General features: G+C 74.5%; 19 protein-coding genes. 9 read left to right on the top strand and 10 right to left on the bottom strand.

Translation table 11 applies throughout. The annotated features are described in order from the left end of the window. Window positions 1-43: 43 nt before the first annotated feature. Genes ACFHW0_RS13875 through ACFHW0_RS13860 form a run of 4 tightly spaced genes read left to right on the top strand, consistent with a single transcriptional unit; the run spans window position 44 to window position 2,071 of the window. Window positions 44-763, top strand: coding sequence for a TetR/AcrR family transcriptional regulator C-terminal domain-containing protein (locus tag ACFHW0_RS13875; RefSeq protein ID WP_416607678.1), 720 nt, complete (start codon window positions 44-46; stop codon window positions 761-763). 23 nt (window positions 764-786) lie between these two features. Then, window positions 787-1,245, top strand: coding sequence for a helix-turn-helix domain-containing protein (locus tag ACFHW0_RS13870; RefSeq protein WP_416607677.1), 459 nt, complete (start codon window positions 787-789; stop codon window positions 1,243-1,245). Window positions 1,246-1,255: 10 nt separating this feature from the next. Next, entirely contained in the window at window positions 1,256-1,675 is a 420-nt protein-coding gene (locus ACFHW0_RS13865) for a VOC family protein (protein ID WP_416607676.1), read from the top strand. Window positions 1,676-1,714: 39 nt separating this feature from the next. Then, window positions 1,715-2,071 carry a histidine phosphatase family protein gene (locus ACFHW0_RS13860; RefSeq protein ID WP_416607675.1) on the top strand — a complete coding sequence of 119 codons (357 nt, stop codon included), beginning with the start codon at window positions 1,715-1,717 and terminating at the stop codon, window positions 2,069-2,071. 28 nt (window positions 2,072-2,099) lie between these two features. Here ACFHW0_RS13860 and ACFHW0_RS13855 read toward each other — a convergent pair whose 3' ends face one another. Further along, window positions 2,100-2,591, bottom strand: a complete 492-nt coding sequence (locus ACFHW0_RS13855; protein WP_416607674.1) for a hypothetical protein — start codon at window positions 2,589-2,591, stop codon at window positions 2,100-2,102. Window positions 2,592-2,774: 183 nt separating this feature from the next. On the opposite strand from ACFHW0_RS13855, the gene ACFHW0_RS13850 reads away from it, so the two are divergent. Together ACFHW0_RS13850 and ACFHW0_RS13845 are read left to right on the top strand one after the other, a co-directional pair. Next, the gene (locus tag ACFHW0_RS13850) at window positions 2,775-5,168 is read left to right on the top strand and encodes a M4 family metallopeptidase (protein WP_416607673.1); all 2,394 of its coding nucleotides are present in this window, start codon (window positions 2,775-2,777) and stop codon (window positions 5,166-5,168) included. 119 nt (window positions 5,169-5,287) lie between these two features. Next, window positions 5,288-6,061: an enoyl-CoA hydratase/isomerase family protein gene (locus ACFHW0_RS13845; RefSeq protein WP_416607672.1), complete on the top strand. Its 774-nt coding sequence runs from the start codon at window positions 5,288-5,290 to the stop codon at window positions 6,059-6,061. Window positions 6,062-6,135: 74 nt separating this feature from the next. On the opposite strand, the gene ACFHW0_RS13840 is transcribed toward ACFHW0_RS13845, so the two are convergent. The 4 genes from ACFHW0_RS13840 to ACFHW0_RS13825 form a co-directional block, all read right to left on the bottom strand. Beyond that, a complete protein-coding gene (locus ACFHW0_RS13840; RefSeq protein WP_416607671.1) occupies window positions 6,136-6,579 on the bottom strand; it encodes an HNH endonuclease in 444 nt (147 codons plus the stop codon). A gap of 239 nt (window positions 6,580-6,818) precedes the next feature. Beyond that, window positions 6,819-8,006, bottom strand: coding sequence for a hypothetical protein (locus ACFHW0_RS13835; protein ID WP_416607670.1), 1,188 nt, complete (start codon window positions 8,004-8,006; stop codon window positions 6,819-6,821). 70 nt (window positions 8,007-8,076) lie between these two features. After that, window positions 8,077-9,609 (bottom strand): FAD-dependent oxidoreductase, encoded by a 1,533-nt coding sequence (locus tag ACFHW0_RS13830; protein ID WP_416607669.1) that lies wholly within the window; start codon window positions 9,607-9,609, stop codon window positions 8,077-8,079. Window positions 9,610-9,699: 90 nt separating this feature from the next. After that, window positions 9,700-10,191: an MSMEG_6728 family protein gene (locus tag ACFHW0_RS13825; protein WP_416607668.1), complete on the bottom strand. Its 492-nt coding sequence runs from the start codon at window positions 10,189-10,191 to the stop codon at window positions 9,700-9,702. A 100-nt stretch (window positions 10,192-10,291) separates the two neighbouring features. Here ACFHW0_RS13825 and ACFHW0_RS13820 point away from each other — a divergent pair, with 100 nt between their 5' ends. Next, window positions 10,292-12,067: an NAD-binding protein gene (locus tag ACFHW0_RS13820; protein ID WP_416607667.1), complete on the top strand. Its 1,776-nt coding sequence runs from the start codon at window positions 10,292-10,294 to the stop codon at window positions 12,065-12,067. 40 nt (window positions 12,068-12,107) lie between these two features. On the opposite strand, the gene ACFHW0_RS13815 is transcribed toward ACFHW0_RS13820, so the two are convergent. Together ACFHW0_RS13815 and ACFHW0_RS13810 are read right to left on the bottom strand one after the other, a co-directional pair. Next, window positions 12,108-13,346, bottom strand: a complete 1,239-nt coding sequence (locus ACFHW0_RS13815) for an APC family permease (RefSeq protein WP_416607666.1) — start codon at window positions 13,344-13,346, stop codon at window positions 12,108-12,110. Window positions 13,347-13,355: 9 nt separating this feature from the next. Beyond that, on the bottom strand, window positions 13,356-14,123 hold the full coding sequence (locus ACFHW0_RS13810) for a phosphatase PAP2 family protein (RefSeq protein ID WP_416607665.1): 768 nt from the start codon (window positions 14,121-14,123) through the stop codon (window positions 13,356-13,358). Window positions 14,124-14,236: 113 nt separating this feature from the next. Here ACFHW0_RS13810 and ACFHW0_RS13805 point away from each other — a divergent pair, with 113 nt between their 5' ends. Together ACFHW0_RS13805 and ACFHW0_RS13800 are read left to right on the top strand one after the other, a co-directional pair. Then, a complete protein-coding gene (locus ACFHW0_RS13805) occupies window positions 14,237-15,448 on the top strand; it encodes a DUF4032 domain-containing protein (RefSeq protein WP_416607664.1) in 1,212 nt (403 codons plus the stop codon). A 444-nt stretch (window positions 15,449-15,892) separates the two neighbouring features. Then, window positions 15,893-16,770 (top strand): IS5 family transposase gene (locus tag ACFHW0_RS13800; RefSeq protein ID WP_416607727.1). Its coding sequence is split into 2 segments (ribosomal slippage): window positions 15,893-16,451 and window positions 16,451-16,770, totalling 879 coding nucleotides; the frame shifts between segments, so codons are not numbered across the junction. A gap of 399 nt (window positions 16,771-17,169) precedes the next feature. Here the strand turns inward: ACFHW0_RS13800 and nagA are convergent. The 3 genes from nagA to ACFHW0_RS13785 are packed head-to-tail and all read right to left on the bottom strand — an operon-like array spanning window position 17,170 to window position 20,125. Beyond that, window positions 17,170-18,279, bottom strand: coding sequence for an N-acetylglucosamine-6-phosphate deacetylase (nagA, locus tag ACFHW0_RS13795; protein WP_416607663.1), 1,110 nt, complete (start codon window positions 18,277-18,279; stop codon window positions 17,170-17,172). Beyond that, window positions 18,279-19,199 (bottom strand): ROK family protein, encoded by a 921-nt coding sequence (locus ACFHW0_RS13790; RefSeq protein WP_416607662.1) that lies wholly within the window; start codon window positions 19,197-19,199, stop codon window positions 18,279-18,281. Before ACFHW0_RS13790 ends, nagA begins: the two co-directional genes overlap by 1 nt. Further along, window positions 19,196-20,125 carry an SIS domain-containing protein gene (locus tag ACFHW0_RS13785; RefSeq protein WP_416607661.1) on the bottom strand — a complete coding sequence of 310 codons (930 nt, stop codon included), beginning with the start codon at window positions 20,123-20,125 and terminating at the stop codon, window positions 19,196-19,198. Before ACFHW0_RS13785 ends, ACFHW0_RS13790 begins: the two co-directional genes overlap by 4 nt.

The following is a 20,125-nucleotide window of genomic DNA, read 5'->3' as shown; positions in this document are numbered from 1 at the left end:
TTACCAGCGTTAAGTCACCCGAGCACCGTACTAGAGTGCTCGGGTGACCATCAACCGATCCGGCCGGGCGCCCCGCGAAGAGCCGGCCGGCCGGCCCGACGCCGTCAGCTCGGTGTGGCTCCGCGCGGAGTCGGCCCGCCCGCGCCGTACGCCGCCGCTGAGCCGGCAACGCATCGTCGACGCCGCGGTGACCCTGCTCGACGGGCACGGTATGGACGGCCTGACGATGCGTCGCCTCGCCCAGCAGCTCGACGTCACCTCCACCGCGCTGTACTGGCACGTGAAGACGAAGGACGACGTGCTCGACCTGGCCGTCGACCAGATCTTCGGCGAGGTACGGCTCCCGCACGAGGTGGGCGACTGGCGGGATGACGTCCGCGCGCTGGCCCGGGACTGGCGGGCGGCAATCCTCCGGCACCCCTGGGCGGCGAGCCTGATCGGGCGTCCCATGCTCGGCCCCAACGTGCTCGCGCGCACCGAGTTCCTCCAGTCGGCACTGGTCCGCGGCGGCTTCTCGGGCCGCCGGCTGGCGGTGGCCACCCGCCTGCTCGCCAACTACGTCGTCGGCGCCGCGCTCACCGAGGCCACCTGGCGGCGGACCGCGGATCCGCACGCGCGCAGCGAGGCCCGGCGACACATCACGGCGAATCCCGCCGCCTATCCGACCCTCACCGCCTCCGGTCATCTCGACGATGCCCGGTGGAGCGACGACGAGCTGTTCGACCAGGGCCTCGACGCGATCCTGGCGACCGCGCCGAGGTAGCGGGCCCGGCGTGGCGGCGCCCTATGCTGGGCGGCGTGAGCAGGGCCACGGAGGAGTCGAACCGGGCCATGCTGCGCGCCCGGGACGCCATGGACCGCGCGTACGACCAGCCGTTGGACATCCCCGCCCTGGCCCGGATCGCGTACGTCTCCGAGGCGCACTTCATCCGCACCTTCCGGGCGACCTTCGGCGAGACCCCGCACCGCTACCTTGAGCGGCGGCGGGTGGAGCGGGCCATGTACCTGCTGCTGCACACCGACCGGGACGTCACCGGCGTCTGCTACGCGGTCGGCTTCTCCAGCCTGGGCACGTTCAGCCGCACGTTCCGGCAGATCGTCGGGGAGCCGCCGTCGGAGTACCGCCGCCGCAAGGCGCCGACCGCCGCCGTGCCGGTGTGCTTCACCAAGGCATGGACCCGGCCCAGCAGCTTCGGGCAGCAGAGGTCAGTTTTGGATAAGCAGCAGGTCAGGCCCGCCCCGTAGCGTTTCCGGCATGACGATGAACGCGATCAGCCGCTCCCAGATCTACGTGCTCGACCAGGACGAGGCCCTCGACTCCTACGTCGGCAAGCTCGGCCTGGAGGTCAACACCGACCAGGACCTCGGCTTCATGCGCTGGCTGACGGTGAACCTGCCCGGCGACCCGGAGCGCGAGATCCTGCTGGAGAAGCCGGGCCCGCCGGCGCTGGACCCGGCCACCGCCGAGCAGGTCCGTGAGCTGCTCACCAAGGGGGCGCTGGGCGGGTACCTCTTCATGACCACCGACGACGCGCACAAGACGTACGAGGACCTCGTCGCCAAGGGCGTCGAGATCACCGACGAGCCGATGGAGCGCCCGTACGGGATCGACTTCGGCATCCGCGACCCGTTCGGCAACAAGATCCGCATCGGCCAGATGTTCCCCCGGGGCTGACCTGGCGGCGGGGAGCCATGATCGACAGGTGTGCCGCCGGTGGCACGCCTGTCGATCGCGTACGAGGGGGACGACGTGGGGACCCGTTTCTCCCCGGCGGAGCGGGCCGACGGGCCGCGACTGACGGCGGCGGCCGTGCGGCGCTTCGCCCCCGCGCCGGTGGACGGGGACCGGCGGGACCTGGTCGTCACGCACACGTTCCTGATCGCCTGGTTCGTCCGGCCTGCGCTCGACGCGCCGGAGCGGCGCTGGCTGGGGTTCAACGCGCACCACTGCGGGCTGACGGTGATCCGCTACGGCTCGGGCGGGCCGCCCACCCTGGTCGCCGTCAACGACACCGCCCACCTGCCGCCCGGCCTGCGCGGCACCGGCCTGCCGGCGGACCACCGGTTCTGAGGGCCCGCCCGCTCGGCGGTGGCTCGGCTCAGCCGGTGGCCGCGACCAGCAGTTCCACCACCGCGCGGGTCGTCGCCGGCGGGCCACCGTCGGACGGGCAGTCCACGTAGCCGGTCTCCACCGCCCCGACCGTCAGCCGGTAGCTGAAGGCGTCCCGGCAGGCGGTGGGGGCCGCCGGGCGGCCGGCCTCGGCGGCGAGGTCCGGGTCGGCGACGAGCCGGCGCAGCCGGTCCAGGTCCGCGCCGGCGAGCCGGCCGGTACGCCGCGACCCGGCGCGGTCGACGACGGTCCACCGGCCGTCGGGCTCCACCGTCACGGTGTCGCCGCGCCCGGCGATCCCGCCCGACCGGGTCAGCACGACGCGCGCCGCCGCGGCCGTCGGTGCGGAGGCGGGTGGCGCGGTGGCCGGTGCGGACGGGCCCGCCGGGAGGCTCTTCGGCGGCGGCACCCGGTGCGGCGGTTGGGTCGTCGCGCAGCCGGACAGGACCGTCGCCACCAGCGCGATCTTGACGCCGGCCATCGAAGCTGATCTCATGCCGCTCGGACGCGCGGCGCGGCGGCGCGGTTCCCGCCGGCCCCGGTTCCACCGAACGGTCAGTGTCCCGGGCGGAATTCCGATCACCCCTTCTCTTTTGGGTCGTTGCATCGTTATATCTACATGCGTGACTATCCCTGTCGCGCATACCCCCGTTCAGGAGGGCACGTGAAAAGACCCCTCGCCGCCGTCGGTACGGCCCTGCTCACCAGCGGCCTGCTGACCGTCGTCGCCACCCCGGCGCTTGCGGCACCCCCCACCGCCCCCGCCCCGGGCGGGCCCGTCGCCGCCGCGGCGAGCGTCCTGCGGACCAACCCCGGCGCCGTCCAGGGCACCGGTGCCGAGTCCTACCAGGTGCACAGCACCAAGGTGGACGCCGACGGCGCCGCGCACACCCGCTACACCCGGACCTACCAGGGCCTGCGGGTGTACGGCGGTGACTTCGTCATCCACACGACCCCGAACGGCGGCTACGCCGGCTCCTCGGTCGGTCTGGACGCCCCGCTGGCCCTGCCCACCTCGGCGAAGGTCCCCGCCGCGGCGGCGCGGAAGGCCGCCCGCGCCGAGTTCTCCGGCACGCTCACCGCCGTGGGCACCCCGGAGCTCTTCGTCGACGCCAGCTCCGGCAAGGGCCGGCTCGCCTGGGAGACCGTCGTCACCGGCTGGCACCCGGACGGGCAGACGCCGTCGCGGTTCCACGTCATCACCGACGCCACCACGGGCAAGGTCGTCGGCTCGTACGACGAGATCGAGGCCGTGGCCGGCACGGGCAACAGCGTCTACTCGGGCACCGTCACCGTGGACACCACGCTCTCCGGCAGCACGTACCAGATGGTCGACCCGCTGCGCGGCAACGGCTCCACGTGCGACATGAACAACGGCACGTCGACCTGCACCACGATCACCGACGCCGACAACACCTGGGGCACCGGCACCGCTTCCAACCGGCAGTCCGCCGCCGTGGACGCGCACTACGGCGCCGCCAGGACCTTCGACTACTTCAAGAACGTGCACGGCCGCAACGGCATCTTCGGCGACGGCCGGGGCGTGCCCAGCCGGGTGCACTACGGCAACAACTACGTCAACGCCTTCTGGGACGGCTCCCGGATGACGTACGGCGACGGCAGTGGCAACTCCCGGCCGCTGGTCTCCATCGACGTGGCCGCCCACGAGATGAGCCACGGCGTCACCGAGAACGTGGTCCCCGGCGGCCTGACCTACTCCGGCGAGTCCGGCGGCCTCAACGAGGCCACCAGCGACATCTTCGGCAACATGGTCGAGTTCTACGCCAACAGCCCCGCCGACCCGGGCGACTACCAGGTCGGCGAGAAGATCAACATCAACGGCAACGGTACGCCGCTGCGCTACATGTACAACCCGGCCCTGGACGGCTCGGGCGACAGCTGCTGGTCGACCTCCACGAAGAACAAGGACGTGCACTACTCGTCCGGCGTGGCCAACCACTTCTTCTTCAACCTCGCCGAGGGCACCGGGGCCACCCCGTACGGCACCTCGCCGATCTGCGGCTCCGCCCCGGCGGTGACGGGCATCGGCCGCGCCAAGGCCGAGAAGATCTGGTGGCGGGCGCTGGACACGTACTTCACCTCCAACACCTCGTACGTCAACACCAGCAACCCGGCCAACACCGCCCGGGCGTACAGCCTGCGCGCCGCGACCGACCTGTACGGCAGCTGCTCCACCGAGTACCGGACCGTGCAGGCGGCCTGGACGGCGGTGAACGTGGCCGGCAACGACGCGCCGTGCTCGACCGGCAACGACTTCTCGGTCTCGCTCTCGCCGACCTCCGGCGCGGTGAACCCGGGCGGCTCGGTCTCCACCACCGTGGCCACGGCCACCACCAGCGGCTCGGCGCAGACCGTGACGCTGTCGGCCGCCGGCCTGCCGAGCGGGGCGACCGCCTCGTTCAGCCCGGCCTCGGTGACCTCGGGCGGCTCCTCGACCCTCACCGTCGCCACCACGGCCGCCACGCCGCCGGGCACCTACACGGTCACCGTGAACGGCGCCGGCTCGGTCACCCGCAGCGCCACCTACACGCTGACGGTGAACGGCACCGGCGGCGGCTGCACCAGCCCGGGTCAGAAGCTCGGCAACCCGGGCTTCGAGTCCGGGGTCACCACCTGGACGCAGACCTCGGGCGTCATCGGCCAGCACGGCACCTCGCAGCCGGCCCGCACCGGCACGTGGAACGCGTGGATGAACGGGTACGGGAGCACCCGCACCGAGACGCTCTCCCAGTCGGTGAGCCTGCCGGCCGGCTGCACGTCGTACAACTTCAGCTTCTGGCTGCACATCGACACGGCGGAGACCACCACCGGCACCGCGTACGACACGCTGCGGGTGCAGGTGCTCAACTCCTCCGGCACGGTGCTGGCGACCCTCGCCACGTACTCGAACCTGAACAAGGCCGCCGGGTACAGCCAGAAGTCGTTCTCGCTGGCCGCGTACAAGGGGCAGACCGTGACCCTGCGGTTCACCGGCGTCGAGGACGCGTCGCTCCAGACGTCCTTCGTCGTGGACGACACCGCCCTCAACGTCTCCTGACGTAGCCGTACCGTCGCCGGCCCGGTGACCACCCCGCCAGGGTGGCCGTCGGGCCGGCGCCGTTATGGTCGCCGCACGCGTCGCCGGTTCCGGCGGCCGGGCGGGACGTCGAAGGGGTGGTGACGGTGGCGGACGCGGAACTCCTCGTCGAGGTGGCCGGGCCGGTGGCGACGGTGGTGATCCGGAACCCGGCGCGGCGCAACGCGATGACCACCGCGATGTGGCGGCGGCTGCCGGAGCTGCTCGACGGGCTGGAGGCCGACCCGGCCGTCCGGGCGCTGGTGCTCACCGGCGCGGGGGACACCTTCTGCGCCGGCGCGGACCTCAGCGACCTGGACGAGCTGCTGGACGCCGGCGACGCCAGCATCGCGGTGGCTGCCGAGGAGCGGCTCGCCGCCTTCGCCAAGCCGACCGTCGCCGCCGTCCGGGGCGCGTGCGTGGGCGGCGGCTGTCAGCTCGCCGTCGCCTGCGACCTGCGGATCGCCGCCGTCGACGCGCGGTTCGGCGTGCCGCCGGCGCGGCTGGGCCTGGTGTACCCGGCGCCGACCACCCGCCGGCTGGCCCGGCTGGTCGGTCCGGCCGCGGCCAAGCACCTGCTCTTCACCGCCGAGCTGGTCGACGCCGAGCGGGCGCTGCGGGTGGGCCTGGTCGACGAGGTCCACCCGGGCGACGGGCTCGCCGCCCGGGTGGACGAACTGACCGCCGCCGTGGTCGCCCGGTCCCAGCTCAGCGTCGCCGCCGCCAAGGAGATCGTCGACGGGCGGGCGGACGAGGACCGGATCGCCTGGTGGCACGGGCAGGTCCGGGCCAGCGGCGAGGCCCGCGAGGGCGTCGCCGCCTTCCACGAACGCCGCCCGGCCCGCTTCGGCTGGACCCCGCCCGCCCGGCACTGACCCCCCGGGGCCGGCGGGCGCCGCGCCGGGGGCCGTACCCCCGACGCGGCCCCCCGTTCCCGCCGGCCGGTCCGTCACCGCCCCGCCAGCGCCGCCCAGGTCGGGGTCGCCGGCTCGCGCCGCAGCGGCATGCCCGCCTCGGCCGGCGTCCGGTCGCCCTTGCGCTGGTTGCAGCCGTAGCAGGCGGCGGTCGTGTTCCGCCAGGTGTTCCGGCCGCCGCGCGAGCGGGGCAGGACGTGGTCGATGGTGCCGGCCGGTCCGCCGCAGTACGCGCAGCAGCGCCCGTCGCGGCGCAGCACGCCCGCCCGGGACCAGGCCGGTCCGGCGCTGAACCGCCACCGGGTCACCACGTAGCGGACCAGGCGCACCACCCGGGGCACCGGGAACACCCCGATCACCCGGTCCGGCTCGGCCTCGTGGATCTCGGCGACCCGCCGGCAGAGCATCCGGATCGCGTGCTGGACGGTGACCCGGTGCAGCGGGCCGAGGTCGGCGTTGACGACGAGGACGGCGTCCACCGGTGTCTCCCTTCGTGGCGGTGACGAGCTGGGCGGGCCGGACAGCGAAAGAGCCGCCCGGTCCGGGTGCGGACGGGCGGCTCGACGTCGTGCGGGCACGCGTCAGTCGGGCCGGCCGCCCCCGGGGTCTTCGGCGCGGTGACCGCCGTTCGCCGGAGGCGTGGGCAGGCACGACGGCACACAGGTGACGTGCGACATCGACATGACCAGCTCCCGCGGCGGTGGTTGACCTTGCGCGATCACGGTAGGTCGGCGGGGGAGAGAGGGGCAACGGATTTCGATCGAGGCCCCGGCTCGTCGGGGCGGCGCTGCCGGCGGGCCCGGCCGGCGGCCCGCGCGGCGGCCAGCGGCCGGTCGATGCGTACGGCCATCCGCGCGGACAGCTCGCTCTCCAGCAGGGGCCGGTTGACCTCCCCGGCGACCGCGAGCGCCGGCCCCGAGACGGTGCGCCAGATCGCGGCCAGCCCGGCGCCCAACCCGAGCAGGGCCACGGCGGCCCGCGTGACCGGCGACCCGGCGGCGGCGAGCGCGCTCACCCCCACCACGGCGAACAGCACCGCGAGCAGCGGGACGAGCACCGGCCAGAAGATCCCCCGGACGGCCTGCACCACCAGCTTCCGGTCCCGGACGATCAGGTTCCGGGCGACGATGGCGTAGTCCTCCTCGTCGAGCAGGTCCCTCGGGTGCAGCCCACCGGTGAGCACGCCCTGCCACAGCTCGCCCTGGTTGCGCAGCTCGCGGGCCAGCTCGGGCAGCCCCGCCTCGGCCGGGTCGCCCATGCCCGCCCTGGTGACCGCCGACGCCCACGCCGACAGCGAGCGGCGGACCACCGCGGCCGAGTACGGGGGCAGCACGCTGGCCAGCTCGCCCAGCCAACGGCCGATCTCGAACTGCCGCCCGCCGAAGCGCTGGGCCACCTGCCCGGCGTCGCCGTTGCGCACGGCCTCGCCGTACCGGACGGTGTCGGCCAGCGAGCGCCCCAGCCGGTACGCCAGCCCCACCCGCTGGTTGGTGGCCATCGTCCAGCGCAGCAGCTCCACGTTCAGGTCGTCGAGGGCGAGCAGCAGGGGGTCGGCGGATCCGTCGGCCACCCGGCCCCGCGCGTCCGCGGTGGCGGGCAGGGGGCCGACGCGCCGGGTCAGCTCGGCGATCTGGGTGAGCGCGACCTCCACGCCGTCCAGGTACATGTGCATCCGCCGCCGCCCCGACATCTCGGTCAGGTTGGACAGCTTCGCCGGTGCGCCCGCCGGCCGGTCGGCCCCGGGGTCGAGCAGCTCGGCGGTCCGCGCGTGGTGGTAGGCGTCCGCCATCCACCAGCCGAGCCGCAGGGCGGTCACGACGCAGGCCCGCTCGTCCCGGACCAGCGGGTACGCGTCGTCCCGCGGGACGTCGGCGACGAGTGGGCCGTCGTCCGTACGCGGCGACATCCCGCTGACCTCCCGGCTCATCCCAGACGGTCAGCCTAGGCCAGCCGAGCGGCCTATTTGTCCGTTTTGCTCATCCCCGACCGGCGAGCAGGCCCCGCGGCCGGATCGAGCGGACCGGCTCGGCCGCGCCGCCCTCGGCCCGCAGGACGTGGTTGGCCGCGATGATCCCGGTCGCCGCCGAGCGCTCCATCAGCGCGCTCGGGAACTCCGTCCGGATGCCGTCGCCGGCCAGGTAGAGCCCGTCGGCGTCGGTGCGTACCCCCGGCCGCCAGGCGTGGCTGCCGGGCGTGAACGCCGGCGCCTGCGCCTCCACCCGGGCACGCAGCTCGCGGACCCGCAGCCGGGCCGCCTCCGGCCAGAGCGCGGTCAGCTCGACCCGCATCCGTTCGGCCAGCTCCTCGGCGGGCACGCCCGCCTCGCAGGCGTACGCGTGCAGCTCCACGATCGAGCCCCCGGTGCGTTCCGCCCAGCGGCGGGACTCGTTCTCCAGCCGGTGGTAGAGGGTCACCGAGTCCAGGGTGGGCTGCCGGGACACCCCGCTGAACACCGCCCGGTCGGCGGAGACGTCCCCGTCGCACCAGTAGCGCGCCACCGCGTACGGCGGTCCTGGCCGGCCGAACGCGGGCATCCGCGCCGCCAGCCGGGGCGCGTGGTCGGCCAGGCCGGGCGAGGCCGCGATCAGCGCGGCGAGGGCGGGCGGGTCGACGGCGAGCACCACGTGCCGGGCCGGGTACGACGTGCCGTCGGCGGTCGCCACCCGCCAGCCGGCGCCGTCGCGGGTCACGACGGTGGCGGCGGCGTGCGTCACCACCCGGCCGCCGTGCTTCTCCACGTGCCGCGTCAGCGGCTCCCAGATCGCCGTCGCGTAGTCCTCGTCCGGGCAGTCGAAGGCCAGCCCCTCCGGGTTGCCCAGCAGGTAGAAGTGGAACTGGGCGATCATCTCCGCCGCCGACATCTCCGCCTCGTGGTTGAAGAACGAGTGGGAGAAGACCTCGAAGAGCATCGCGCGGGCCCGGTCCGGCAGCCGCAGCGAGGTGAGCAGCGCGTCGGCGGTCGTGTCGTCGAACTCGGCGTAGGTGCGCCCCGGGTCGTAGGTGAGCAGCGGCAGCGCCGCGTCCCGGTCCATTCCCCGCAGGTCACCCAGGCGCAGGCTGGGGCTGCGCAGCAGCAGCGCCAGCAGGTTCATCGGCGGCGCGGGCGGCAGCCTGCCGAACTCCTCGGTGGGCCACCGCTCGCTCAGGATCGGATAGCCCGGAACCGGCTTGAGGAAGCCGAGGCCCGGGTCGGCGCGGCGCAGGATCGACCGCCAGTTGTAGTACTGCCGGAAGAACGCGTGGAAGCCGTGCTCGTTCGTCTGCCGGGTGCCGTCGGCGAGCGTCTCCGGCCAGGCCCCGAGCCGGCCGCCGAGCGTCGGCGCGGCCTCCAGCACGGTCACCGCGACCCCGCGCTCCGCCAGCACGACCGCCGCCGACATGCCGGCGATCCCGCCGCCGACCACCACCGCCTCGACCGGGCCCGGCACGCGCGGGGCGCCGCCACCGCCCGGGTCCACCTCGTGCTCGCGTACGCCGATGAGCCGACCGACCACCTTCGACAGCGCCATGTGCACCTTTCCGCCGGATGGGTCTCCAGTCTGCCCGGTGACCAGCCAGGAGGAACGTTCCCCGACCGCAGGCGGCTCACGCGCCCCGGCTCACGTCGGCGGCGGCAGGCAGCGCCGTTGCCGGTCCGAGGCGGGCCAGACGTACTCCAGGTCGGGCGGGACGTCGTCGCCGAAGATCGGCCCGTAGTGCCCGGGGTCCTTGCGCAGCAGCGACGAGCGGTGGCTCAGGTGCAGGTCGTCGCGGCCCAGCCAGGGCGGCAGCTCCCCGGCCTCGGCCAGCTCGGCCTGGGTGCGCACCCGGGTCAGGCCGCAGGCGGCGGCGAGGTCGGTGGTCATCGTGGTCGCGCAGGTGTCGGCCCGACCGGGCTCGCACCAGACCGCGCAGACGTCCAGCCCGTACCGGGTGAGGGCCTCCTCGTACCCGGCCCACATCCTCACCGCCGGGTGGTTGCGCCAGCCGTACGTGGGCCAGGTCAGCCCGCGCAGCACCTGGATGGTCTCCACCCGCTGCTTGCCCAGCCGCTTCTGGTCCAGCGTCCGGGCGCTGGCCAGGAAGTCCGGGTACGGCAGGAACGTCTGCATGCCGGTGCTCTACCCGTCACCGGAGGGGACATGCCGGCGCGACCAGCGTTCATGATCAGAGGGCTGCGCGCGGCGCGACCGGCTGACTACGATGCGGCGCATGGCGGAGCCCCTGCTGGATCGTGCGCGGCGTGCCGGCCGGCGGCTCCGGGCCAACGGCGACGCGCGGGCGCACTACGTGATCTGTGGTCGCGACGCCCTCGCCTACTGGGTGGTGCGGGCGCTGCTCGCCACCGAACTCCAGGCCGGCCGCGTCCGGATCACCCTGGTCGTGCCCGAACGACCGCGCTCGGACGAGCCCGACGGGCGGGACCTCCAGGGCGTCGAGGTCGTCCGCGCCGACCGGCTGGACGAGGTCACCTTCCGCCGGGCCGGGCTGGCCGGCGCCGACGGGCTGGCCCTGCTGCACCAGGACGACGTCGGCAACATGCACGCCGCGCTGTGCGCGCAGGAGGTCGAGCCCCGGCTGCGCCTGGTGGTGCGGATGTTCAACACCGGCCTCGCCAACGGGGTGCGGCAGATCTTCCCCGACTCGGCGGTGCTCTCCGACGCCTCCATGGCCGCCCCCGCCTTCGTGGCCGCCGCGCTCGGCGAGGTCGCCCCCACCCACTTCCGGCACGGCGGGCGCACCCTCTACGTGGCCCGCCGCGACGACGTACGCCCGACCGACGTGGTCTGCGGGGTGGCCGACACCCGCGACCCGCAGCAGGTCCGGCTGCTGCCCGCCGACGAGCGCGCCGCCGACCTGGTGATCGCCGAGGCGACCGGGACGCCACCCGGGACGGAGCTGGCCGCCCGCCGGCTGAGGCGGGCCCGCCGGCGCCGCCGCCCGCTGACGGTGCTGCTGCGCGCGGTGCGCAGCTTCGCCACCCGCAAGATCGGCGTGGCGGTGATCGTGCTGCTGGCGGTGATCGGGGTGCTCGGCTCGCTCAACGGCTACGCCGCGCACGAGGACTGGGCCGACTCGCTCTATCTCACGCTGGTGACCACGCTGACCGGGCAGGACCCCAACCCGGACAAGTCCGCCGCCGAGCAGGTCATGCAGGTGGTGCTCAACCTGGCCGGGCTGGCGCTGATCCCGCTGATCACCGCAGTGGTGGTCGACGGCATCGTCAACGCCCGGCTGGCCCTGCACTCCGGCCGCATCCAGCCCGAGCGCTCCGGGCACGTGGTGGTGGTCGGGCTGGGCAACGTCGGCACCCGGGTGATGGCGCAGCTCTGCGACTTCGGCGTCGAGGTGGTGGCGATCGACAAGCTGGCCGAGCCGCGCGGTGGGGCGCTGGCCCGGCGGCTGGGCGTGCCGCTGATCGTGGGCGACGCCGCGCTGGAGGAGACCCTCCAGTCGGCGTCGGTGGGCGGCTGCCAGGCGCTGGTGGTGGTTTCCACCGACGACGAGACCAACCTCCAGGCGGCGCTCATCGGCCGGGCCGTCAACCCGGAACTCCAGGTGGTGCTGCGGCTCTTCGACGGCCACTTCGCCGAACGTATCCAGCAGGCGTTCGGCATCGGCGTCTCGCGCAGCGTGTCCTACCTCGCGGCGCCGTCGTTCGCCGCCGCGCTGCTGGACCGCGCGGTGATCGCCACCATCCCGGTCGGCCGGCACGCGTTGCTGGTCACCGAGGTCTCGGTCGCCGCCGGGTCGTCGCTGGACGGCAGGCCGCTCGCCGCCGTCGGACGGGCCGAGAGCGTACGCCTGCTGGCGCACGCCCGGGCCGGCCAGCGCCTCGACTGGGCGCCCGACGCGCGGCTGGTGATCGTCGCGGGCGACCGGCTGACGGTGGTGGCCCGCCGCGCCGGCCTGAACGCCCTGCTCCGTGAGGCCGCGCCCCCGCCGGAGGAACCGATCGCGCCCACGCCCCGCCAGCCGGAGGAGTGACGGCGCCCGGTCCGCCGGGCTGCGCGTCCCGGGAACGGCGTCAGGCCCGGTGGGGGCGCAGGGCGTACCAGAGGGCGCCGACGGCCAGCACGGCGGCGCCGGCGAGCACGCTGGCCGGCGGCAGGTTGACCGCGAGCAGCAGGCAGCCGGCCAGCCCCAGCACGGCCAGCGCCCGCACCGGCAGCCGCCGGCCCGGGTCCCGGCCCAGCGTCAGCGCGGCGGCGTTGGTGATCGCGTAGTAGACCAGCACCGTGCAACTGGAGAAGCCGATCGCGCCGCGGACGTCGCCCAGCAGCACGATCGCCACCACCACGGCGGCCACGGCCAGCTCCGCCCGGTGCGGCACCCGGTGCACCGGGTGCACGGCGGCGAGGGCCCCCGGCAGGTCGCGGCGGCGGGCCATCGCCAGCGCGGTGCGCCCCACCCCGGCGAGCAGGGAGAACAGGACCCCGGTCACCGCCACCGTCGCCCCGGCCCGCACCAGCCACGCCAGGCCGGGCAGCCCGGCGGCGGTCACCACGTCGGCCAGGGGAGCGGCGGATGCGGCCAGCCGGTCGGCCCCGAGCACGCCGACCGCCACCACGGCGAGCACCAGGTAGACCGCCAGCACCACGCCGAGGGCCAGCGGGACCGCCCGGGGGATGGTCCGCGCCGGCTCGCGCACCTCCTCGCCGAGGGTGGCGATCCGGGCGTACCCGGCGAAGGCGAAGAAGAGCAGCCCGGCGGCGGTGAGCACGCCCCGCCCGGAGCCGTCGAGGTCGCCGAGACGGTCGAGCGAGACCTCGCCGCCGGCCGTGCCGGCCACCGCGACCAGGGCCAGCACCGCCAGCACCACGCCGACCAGCACCTTCGTCGCGGTCGCCGTCCTGCCGATGCCGCGCAGGTTCACGGCGGTCACCGCCAGCACCGCGCCGACGGCGACGAGCCGGGCCTGCCCCGGCCAGAGGTACGCCCCGACGGCCAGCGCCATCGCCGCGCAACTCGCCGTCTTGCCGGCCACGAACCCCCAGCCGGCCAGGAACCCGGCGAACGGGCCGAGCCGCTCCCGCCCGTACACGTAGGTGCCGCCGGACTCCGGATAGCGGGCCGCGAGCCGGGCCGAGCTGGTCGCGTTGCAGAAGGCGACGAAGCCGGCCAGCACGAGCGCCGCCAACAGGCCGGCCCCGCCGGCCGCCGCCGCGGCGGGCGCGAAGACCACGAAGACGCCCGCGCCGAGCATCGACCCCAGGCCGATGACCACCGCGTCTCCTACGCCCAGCCGGCGCGCCAGTCGATCCACGACGGGACCCTAGGGGGCGGAGATGAACGGACGGTTCCAGTCGCGCAGCGCTTCCGGCAACGGCAGGTCGTCCCAGGGCGCCCGGTGCACCAGCCGGTCGAGGAGAAGCCCCAGCAGCAGCCCGGCGACCGAGTCGGTCAGCCAGTGCCAGCCGAGGTAGGTGGTGGTGGAGAGCACCACCACCGGCGGCACGACCCGGATTACGGTGACCAGCCGGGGCGGCACGGTCCGGCCGTACGTGCGCAGCAGCGGGGCGAGCAGCAGCGCGATGACGCCGTACCAGAGGATCGCGTTCGCGACGTGGCCGGAGGGGTAGGACTGGGCGAACCGCAGCGGCAGCTCGTCCTGGAACAACGGGAGGGTCTGCTCGGCGGGCAGGAAGGGTTCCTTGACGCTCGCGCTGGGTGCGGGTCGGGCGGTCCACACCTTGAGCGGGCCGATGGTCAGGTAGCTGAGGGCGAAGGCGAGCACCGGTGGCAGCACCGGGCGGACGGATCTCAGCCGCACCGCGAGCAGCAGCCCGAGCCCCAGCGCGATCAATGTCAACGGGGTGCCCTGGCCGAGGTAGTTGAGGACCACCGCCGTCCAGTGGGCGGCCGTCGGCCGGTGCGCCTGCGACCAGTCGGCGATCGCCCGGTCGATCCCGAAGAGCCGCTCGTCGGCGAGGGCCACGGTCAATCCGACGAGGGCGGTGAGCAGCAGCGCGTCGAACCACCAGCCGGCCGGCCGGACCGGCCGGAGCTGCGCCTTCCCCCGTACCGCCGTGGTCTCCCGCACCCCGACCACGCTACCGGCCCCGGTCGGCGCCGGACCGGGACGGGCCGGGGCCGCCTGTGTGCCGAACCACGAAGGGAGGCGCTCGGCGGGGGGTACCCGTCAGACTTGTCCCCGTGCGGATCACCTCGGCCCTCGTGGACCCGGCGCTGCTCGACCTGCCCTGGTCGACCCCGCTGGAGGAGTGGCCTGCGCAACACCTGGTGGCGTTGCCGCAGGGCATCTCCCGGCACGTCGTGCGCTTCGTCCGCCTCGGCGGCTACGTCTACGCGGTCAAGGAGACCGGCGAGCGGGTGGCCGAGCGGGAGTACGACCTGCTGCGCGCCCTGGAGCGGATCGACTTCCCGTCGGTGGAGGCGGTGGCGATCGTCGCCGACCGGCAGACCGACGACGGCGAGCCGCTCGACCCGGTGCTGATCACCCGGCACCTCCAGTTCTCGCTGCCCTACCGGGCGCTCTTCTCGCACACCCTGCGCCCGGAGACGATGGGCCGGCTGCTCGACGCGTTGGCCGCCCTGATCGTCCGGATGCACCTGACGGGCTTCTTCTGGGGCGACTGCTCGCTGTCGAACACGCTGTTCCGGCGGGACGCGGGAGCGTTCGCCGCGTACCTGGTGGACGCCGAGACCGGGGCGCTGCACCACTCCCTCTCCAACGGCCAGCGCGGCGAGGACCTGGAGATCGCCCGGGTCAACATCTTCGGCGAGGCGCTCGACCTCCAGGCCGCCGGGCTGCTGCACGAGTCGATCGACCCGGAGGTGGTCTGCGAGGAGGTCGTGCAGCGCTACGAGCGGCTGTGGCACGAGATCACCTACGAGCAGCAGATCGAGCGGGAGGCCCGGCACGACATCGAGGGGCGGATCCGCCGCCTCAACGAGCTGGGCTTCGACGTCGCCGAGGTGGCCATGTCCACGATCGACAACGGGCGGTACCTGATCCGGCCGAAGGTGGTCGACGCCGGCTACCACACCCGGCGGCTGCTCCGCCTGACCGGCCTGGACGCCGAGGAGAACCAGGCCCGCCGGCTGCTCAACGACCTCGACGCGTACCGGGCCGAGAGCTACCTGACCGACGAGCAGCAGGCCGCGCACCGCTGGCTGACCGAGGTCTTCGAGCCGGTGGTCCGGGCCGTGCCCGCGCACCTGCGCCGCAAGCTGGAGCCGCAGGAGCTCTTCGCGCAGATCATCGAACACAAGTGGCTGCTCTCCGAGCGGGCCGGCCGGGACGTCGGGATGGCCCCGGCCGTGCAGTCGTTCCTCTCCGACGTGCTGGTGCACCGCCCCGACGAGCAGGCGGTGCTCGGCGTCGAGGTCCCGACCACCGCCTGACCTCCCCAGAGCCCAGCCCAGCCCAGCCCAGCCCAGCCCAGCCTGGCCTGGCCTGGCCTGGCCTGGCCTGGTTTGGCCTGGCCTGGTTTGGGTGGCGTTCGGTCTGTCGTGGCGCCCCGGTCCGGTCGGCGCGAGCTGGCGGTCCCGTTCGGCTTCACGCGGGCCTGAAAACGAATGGCCTCGATGCCGGGCCCTCGGCGGGAGGCATGGTGGCTGAGGCACTGTCGAGCTGCCCTCACAGATGGGGCAGCCCGCCGGCCGGGCGTCCCGACGCTGCTGGCCCCGCTGGCCGGGCACACCGACCCCAGTAAGGCGTGTTTCAGAAGTCGTGGTGGCCGGTGAAGGTCACGGCGTGGCGGTGATCGACAACTGAAGAGGTCTCCGGTATCTGGTTCTGCGACCAAGCAAGAACTTCATACCGGAGACCTCGTGGCCAGCGTAGCGGTGACGAGGCGGCACGACCTCACCGACGCTCAGTGGCAGCGGCTCGCCGTACTGCTGCCTGCCGCGTCGACGAAGGGGCGGCCGCCGAAGTGGGAGAAACGGCAGCTCATCGACGGGATCAGGTGGCGGATCCGGATCGGGTCGCCCTGGCGTGACGTCCCGACCGAGTACGGGCCCTGGCAGACGCTCTACGGCCTGTTCCGCCGCTGGCAGCGCGATGGCACCTGGGACAGAATCCTGGCCGCGTCCCAGGCCGCCGGCGACGCGGAAGGCCGGATCACGTGGACGGTGAGCGTGGACTCGATGACCAGCCGCGCCCACCAACACGCCGCCGGCGCCCGCAGACATGGCCACCAGCAGAAAGAACCACCCGGCGGCGTGCACGACGAACCCGCCGATCACGCCCTTGGACGATCTCGCGGCGGTCTGACCACCAAGACGCACCTGGCCTGTGAGCAAGGCCAGAAGGTCCTGTCGATGGTCGTGACCGCCGGGCACCGTGGTGACAGCCCGCAGTTCATCCCGGTCCTGCGCCGGATCAGGGTGACCCGTCTCGGAGTGGGCGGCCCCGCACCTGTCCCGACCTGGTCCTGGCGGATAAGGCCTACACCAGCCGCGGTAACCGCGCCTACCTGCGAAGGCGTGGGATCAAGACCTGCATTCCGAGCAAGATCGACCAGGACGCCCACCGCAAAGCCAAGGGCAGCCGCGGCGGACGCCCGCCCAAGTTCGACCGAGATCTCTACCGGATGCGACACGCCGTCGAGAACGGCATCAACAGGCTCAAGCGCCAGCGCGCCGTGGCCACCCGCTACGACAAGTTGGCCGTCCGGTTCCAGGCCGTCCTGACCATCACCATCATCTGCGAGTGGCTCTGACCGGGCTTATGAAACACGCCTTAGACCCGATGTCGGGCGGACCGATGTCGGGCGGACCGATGTCGGGCGGACCGATGTCGGGCGGATCCGGCGCCGGTAGACCCGGCGCCGGGGCAGACCCGACGACGGGGGTACGTGGGATGGCCGGGACAGCCGGCATCGCCGGCCGACGTCATCAGACCATCGCCCTTAGCCAGGGCGCCCAGACGGCGTGGTCTCACAGATGGGGCAGCTCGACAGCGGCGAGGCGGCCACAGGGCGGGTGGCTCGGCGGCCTCGGCTCCGACGGTCCGTCCGGGAGCCCGCAACCGGCAACAGAGGTTCCGCCGCCGCCGCCGCCGCCACCGCCGCCACCGCCGCCGCTGCCGCCGGCCTGGCCTCGCCCGCCCTGCGGCGGTGTCACTCCACCCAGGAGCCGCCGCGCATCACCCGGACCACGTCGAGGTCGTCGTCGAGCACCACCAGATCGGCCCGGAACCCGACCTGGAGCGCCCCCAGCTGGTCGCCGAGGCCGATCGCGCGGGCCGGCGTGGTGGACGCCATCCGCACGGCGTCCGCGATCGGGATGCCGGCGCCCACCGCGTGCCGCAGCGCGGCGTCCATGGTCAGGGTGCTGCCCGCGATCGCGCCGTCGCGGGTCAGCCGGGCCACGCCGTCGGCCACCGTGACCGTCTGGCCGCCCAGGTCGTACTCGCCGTCGGCCATGCCGGCGGCGGCCATCGCGTCGGTGATCAGGGCGGCCCGCTCGGGGCCCGCCGTCGACGTGGCGAAGGCCAGCATCCCGTCGTGCAGGTGCACTCCGTCGGCGACCAGTTCGCAGACCACGTTCGGGGCGTCCAGCAGGGCCACCACCGGACCGGGTTCGCGGTGGTGCACCGGCCGCATCCCGTTGAACAGGTGGGTGCCGACGCTCGCGCCCGCCGCGACGGCGGCGCGGGTCTCGTCGTACGTGGCGTCGGTGTGGCCGACCGCGGCGACCACCCGGTGCGCCGTGAGCAGCTTGATCGCCTCCAGCGCGCCGTCCCGCTCGGGGGCGAGGGTGACCATCCGGACCGCCCCGCCGCCCAGCTCGATCAGCTCGGCCAGCTCGTCGGTGGAGGGGTCGCGCAGGTACTCGGGGTTCTGCGCGCCGCAGCGGGCGGAGGCGAGGTACGGCCCCTCGAAGTGGATCCCGGCCAGCACCCCCTCGGCGACCAGTGGGGCGAACGCCTCGGTGGCCGAGCGCATGAGCACGAAGGGCGAGCTGACGAGGCTGGCCAGCAGCGTGGTGGTGCCGTGCCGCAGGTGGAAGTCGGCGGCCTGCCGGGCCTGCTCGGCGTCGCCGGTGGTGAAGGTGTGCCCGCCGCCGCCGTGCGTGTGCATGTCGACGAAGCCGGGCACGATCCAGTGCCCGTCGCGCACGGACGGGTACTCGGCCACCGCCCGGATCCGGCCCTCGTCCACCTCCACGCACCCCTGCCGGATCACGCCGGTCGGGGTCACCACCTTGCCGTTCACCCGAAGAGCCATCACTTCTCCAGACTGTCGAGGGCGAGCAGGGCGGCGCCGAGGCAGCCGGCCTCGTCGCCGAGGGCCGCCGCGACCAGGCGCGGCTCCCGATGGAACGTCATCCGCTCGTGCAGCGCGGCCCGGAGCGGGTCGAGCAGCCGCGCGCCGGCCCGCGTCAGGCCGCCGCCGAGCACGACGGTCTCCACGTCGTAGAGGGCCTGACCGGTGGCGAGACCGTCGGCGAGCGCCTCGACGGCCTCCCGCCAGACGTCCGCCGCCAGCGGCTCGCCGGCCGCCGCCCGGTCGGCGACCTCGGCGGCGGTCGCCGCTACGCCCGCCAACTCCGAGTAGCGCCGCCCGATCGCGGCGGCGGAGGACACCGCCTCGAGGCAGCCGGGTCGGCCGCAGCCGCAGCGCGGCCCGCCGGGGCGTACGAGGATGTGGCCGATCTCGCCGGCGGCGCCGTGCGCGCCGGTGGCGGCCGTGCCGTCGACCACGTGGGCGGCGGCGATGCCCGTGCCGATCGCGACGAAGAGGACGTGCCCGGCGTCGCGGCCCGCGCCGAGCCGCGCCTCGGCCAGGCCGCCGGCGCGCACGTCGTGCCCGAGCGCCGTGGGCAGCCCGAGCCGCTCGTGGGCGAGGTCCCGCAGCGGTACGTCCCGGAAGCCCACGTTCGCCGACCAGACGGCGATCCCACGCTCCTCGTCGATCACCCCGGGCACCGCGACGCCGACCGCGACCGGGTCGAGCCCGTCGGCGCGGGCCTTGCCGGCCAGCCCCTCGGCGACCCCCAGGACGGTGTCCACCACGGCCTCCGGGCCGCGCCCGGCGTCGGTGGGGTGCCGCTCGGCGTGCAGCACGGCACCGTCCGCCCGGACCAGGGCGCACTTCATCCCGGTGCCGCCGACGTCCAGCGCGACGACGACGTCGGCTGAGCTCACGCGAGGACCACGGAACGGGTCAGGTGCCGGGGCGCGTCGGGGTCGAGGCCCCGGCTGGTGGCGAGCGCGACGGCGAACCGCTGCGCCAGGATCAGGTCGGCCATCGGGTCGACCGGCGTACGGCCGGCGGCCCAACTGCCCAGGACCGTGCGGCAGCCGTGGGTGCGGCTGTGCACGAAGGCGGCCCCCGTCGCCGCCACGTCCGCCGGCAGTCCCTCGGGCAGCTCGCCGAACGCCCAGACCAGCCGGCCCGGCGCGGCGATCGAGATCGGCCCGTGCCGGTAGTCCATCGCCGGGTACGCCTCGGCCCAGAAGGTGGCCGCCTCGCGGCACTTCAGGGCGGCCTCCTGGGCCAGCCCGACCGTCCAGCCGCGACCGAGGAAGGTGGCCTGCTCGATGCGGGTCGGGTCGATCGGCAGCGGGGCGCGTACGGCCACCTCCGCGTCGGCGGCGAGCGCGTCGATGTTGTCGCCGAGGTGGGCGCGGAGCAGGGCCAGGGCGGTGGTCGCGAAGCGGGTCTGCACCACCGAGCGCTCGTCGGCGAAGGGCATGGTGACCGCCGCGTCGGCCAGCGCGACGGCGGGGGCGCCGGGGTCGCCGACCAGGACGGTGGTCGGCACCCGCCCGCGCAGGGCGGCGATCAGCTCGGTGACCTCGGTGGTGGTGCCGGAGCGGGTGATCGCGACGATCCGGTCGTAGCGCCGGCCGGCGGGGAACTCGGAGGCCTGGAAGGCGTCGGTCTCGCCCTGGCCGAGGTGCTCGCGGCGGGCCGCGTACGCCATCGCCATGAACCACGACGTGCCGCAGCCCACGACGGCGACCCGCTCCCCGGGGCGGGGGAGGTGGTCCGTCGCGGTGGCGGCGAGTCGCGCCGCCTCCCGCCAGCAGTCGGGCTGGCTCGCGATCTCGGCGTCGACGTACGACAT

The sequence above is a fragment of the Micromonospora sp. LOL_025 genome (assembly GCF_048060285.1).
GTDB lineage: Bacteria > Actinomycetota > Actinomycetes > Mycobacteriales > Micromonosporaceae > Micromonospora.
Note: the sequence above shows the minus strand (reverse complement) of the source record. Positions and strands in the feature narration are given on the sequence as shown.

Excerpts from the sequence above, each read along its gene's own strand:
- ACFHW0_RS13825 (WP_416607668.1), bottom strand. The coding sequence starts at position 10,191 with ATGCAGACGTTCCTGCCGTACCCGGACTTCCTGGCCAGCGCCCGGACG.
- nagA (WP_416607663.1), bottom strand. The coding sequence starts at position 18,279 with ATGGCTCTTCGGGTGAACGGCAAGGTGGTGACCCCGACCGGCGTGATC.
- ACFHW0_RS13855 (WP_416607674.1), bottom strand. The coding sequence starts at position 2,591 with ATGGCCGGCGTCAAGATCGCGCTGGTGGCGACGGTCCTGTCCGGCTGC.
- ACFHW0_RS13820 (WP_416607667.1), top strand. The coding sequence starts at position 10,292 with ATGGCGGAGCCCCTGCTGGATCGTGCGCGGCGTGCCGGCCGGCGGCTC.
- ACFHW0_RS13835 (WP_416607670.1), bottom strand. The coding sequence starts at position 8,006 with ATGTCGCCGCGTACGGACGACGGCCCACTCGTCGCCGACGTCCCGCGG.
- ACFHW0_RS13865 (WP_416607676.1), top strand. The coding sequence starts at position 1,256 with ATGACGATGAACGCGATCAGCCGCTCCCAGATCTACGTGCTCGACCAG.
- ACFHW0_RS13870 (WP_416607677.1), top strand. The coding sequence starts at position 787 with ATGCTGGGCGGCGTGAGCAGGGCCACGGAGGAGTCGAACCGGGCCATG.
- ACFHW0_RS13785 (WP_416607661.1), bottom strand. The coding sequence starts at position 20,125 with ATGTCGTACGTCGACGCCGAGATCGCGAGCCAGCCCGACTGCTGGCGG.
- ACFHW0_RS13830 (WP_416607669.1), bottom strand. The coding sequence starts at position 9,609 with ATGGCGCTGTCGAAGGTGGTCGGTCGGCTCATCGGCGTACGCGAGCAC.